Genomic DNA, 2,325 nt, shown 5'->3' on the forward strand with positions numbered 1-2,325 from the left:
GAAGACACCGAGCCCCATGCCAAGGATCCCCCAGACCACCGTCATGATGGCGAACTGGCGGACTACCTTATAGTTATAAGCAGTCGGACTGATTGCTGTGCTCATTCTAAGGTTCCACGGTTTGGGTGTTTTATTAGGATTAAAATCGGCCGCAAGTATGCAGAGAGCAGGGGGTCATTGCAACGCGCCATGACCTGGGTCAATGCTTTCCAACGCTGATTCTGCGGCCTTTCCATGCGCCGCGTAAGGTCAAAATTGGCCTCGGACAAAATGTCGCAGCGGACGAAAAAAGCGAGGGGTTCAGGTCAGTTGTAACGAGGTATGTTCGAACGGCCAGTTCGCCTGATGAATGGCAATCGGCGCGACAGCCGGTATCTACCGGCCTTTGCGGCGAGTCTGTCAGCCAATTCATCGAACACATCGCTCGGGGTCGACCTGGAACCGGCACGGGCCAGTCCGCATCGAGCAAGCGTAGACCCGAATCAGAGGAACCGAAAGGAGAGGGTGTGACGGGGTGCGACAATGCGTCGCAAAGGGGCGGGATGCTGCCGCACCGAGAATGGTGCGGCAGCGTTGTACACATGGATTACTGTTTGTTGTCCTCAGTAATCAGTTTTTCTGTATTCAATCCGTGCGACAGGCTGTACACATAAGCAGCCAGCAATTGCACTTTATCGTTACCCAACAGCTCGTTCTGCGCCGGCATGTGGCCCTGACGGCCATGGCGGATGGTCTGCTCAAGTTGGGTCAGGCTGGTGCCATAGATAAATCCGGCCGGGTGCGTCAGATTCGGCGCACCCATGGCTTCAGTGCCGTGGCCGGTTGCCCCATGACAGGCTACGCAAGTGGTGCTGAACGCTTGCTGTCCGGCTTGCAGGTCAGCCTTGCTGTCGGCAGGCAGTGGCAGGCCGGCCAGTTCGTGACGCACGTAGGCGGCAACGTTCTTCACCCCGGCTTCGCCGAGCACTTCGCCCCAGGCCGGCATCGCCGCCATCCGCCCACCCATGATGGTGGTCTTGATGGTGTCGGCGTCGCCGCCCCAGCGCCAGTCGCTGTCAGCCAGGTTCGGGAAGCCGAATGCGCCTTTGGCATCGGAGCCGTGGCACACCGAGCAGTTGGAGGCGAACAAACGGCCACCCATTTTCAGCGCCTGCGGATCCTTCGCCACTTCTACCAGCGGCATGGCGGCGAATTTGGCAAAGATCGGTCCGAACCTGGCGTCAGCCTTGCTCATTTCCTTTTCCCACTCGTGGACGCCGGTCCAGCCGTCCTCGTAGCCGGGCAGGATGCCTTTCCAGTTGCCCAGGCCCGGGTAGAGGATCAGATAGCCTACGGAAAACACCAGCGTGCCGGCGACCCGCATGAGCCACCACAGCGGCAACCTCTGGTCGTACACCACCATGCCGTCGAGGCTGTGGCCCTTGGTCTGGGCGACGCTGCCCTTGGTCTCGCCCCGACGGGTGCCGACCAGCAGCCAGGTCAGGCCGATCAGGCTGCCGATGGTCAGTACGCAGATCCACGTACTCCAGAAGGTGGTCATGGCCGGGTACTCCTTGGTTCAGATACTGGGGTTGTGTCGGGTAGCGGTTCGTCGGCGAACGGCAGCAGGCGTGCTTCGGCGAATTCCGGTGTGCGCTTGCGGTTGAACACCCACAAGGTCAAACCGACGAAGGCGACGAACACCACGACCGTGCCGAGGCCGCGAATCAGCCCCGCGCTCATTTCAATAACCATCGTGCTCACCTCTTGCTCTTGATCGCAGTGCCAAGCACTTGCAGGTAGGAGACGAGGGCGTCCATTTCAGTCTTGCCTTTGAGGCTGGCCACCGCGCCGCTGATGTCGTCATCGGTGTACGGCACGCCGAGGGTGCGCATGGTCTTGAGCTTGGTTTCGGTGTGGCTGCTGTCGACCGCTTGCGTGACCAGCCATGGGTAGGCCGGCATTTTCGACTCAGGCACGACGTTGCGCGGGTTGTACAAGTGCGCGCGGTGCCAGTCATCCGAGTAACGCGCGCCGACCCGGGCCAGGTCCGGACCGGTACGCTTGGAGCCCCACAGGAACGGGTGATCCCAGACGCTTTCGCCGGCCACCGAGTAGTGCCCGTAGCGTTCGGTTTCGGCGCGGAACGGGCGGATCATCTGCGAGTGGCAACCGACGCAGCCTTCGCGGATATAGATGTCGCGGCCTTCCAGTTGCAGCGCGGTGTAGGGCTTCATGCCTTCCACCGGTTTGTTGGTGACGTCCTGGAAGAACAGCGGGACGATCTGGGTCAGGCCGCCGATGCTCACGGCGAATACCACGAGCAACATCAGCAGGCCGACGGAC

General features: G+C 61.0%; 3 protein-coding genes and 1 pseudogene. All 4 read right to left on the reverse strand.

Translation table 11 applies throughout. From position 1 onward, the window contains the following. A pseudogene (locus ACIOWE_RS30060) lies at positions 1-105 on the reverse strand (cytochrome C oxidase Cbb3); the annotation flags it as partial. Between the two features lie 481 nt (positions 106-586). Next, positions 587-1,540 (reverse strand): cytochrome-c oxidase, cbb3-type subunit III, encoded by a 954-nt coding sequence (ccoP, locus tag ACIOWE_RS30065; RefSeq protein ID WP_401398589.1) that lies wholly within the window; start codon positions 1,538-1,540, stop codon positions 587-589. Continuing rightward, positions 1,537-1,734, reverse strand: coding sequence for a cbb3-type cytochrome c oxidase subunit 3 (locus tag ACIOWE_RS30070; protein WP_095189482.1), 198 nt, complete (start codon positions 1,732-1,734; stop codon positions 1,537-1,539). Before ACIOWE_RS30070 ends, ccoP begins: the two co-directional genes overlap by 4 nt. 5 nt (positions 1,735-1,739) lie before the next feature. Then, positions 1,740-2,325: cytochrome-c oxidase, cbb3-type subunit II (ccoO, locus tag ACIOWE_RS30075; RefSeq protein WP_401398591.1), on the reverse strand; the 586-nt coding region annotated here is incomplete at its 5' end.

It is taken from the genome of Pseudomonas sp. NPDC087598 (assembly GCF_044743525.1).
In the GTDB taxonomy this organism is placed as follows: Bacteria; Pseudomonadota; Gammaproteobacteria; order Pseudomonadales; family Pseudomonadaceae; genus Aquipseudomonas.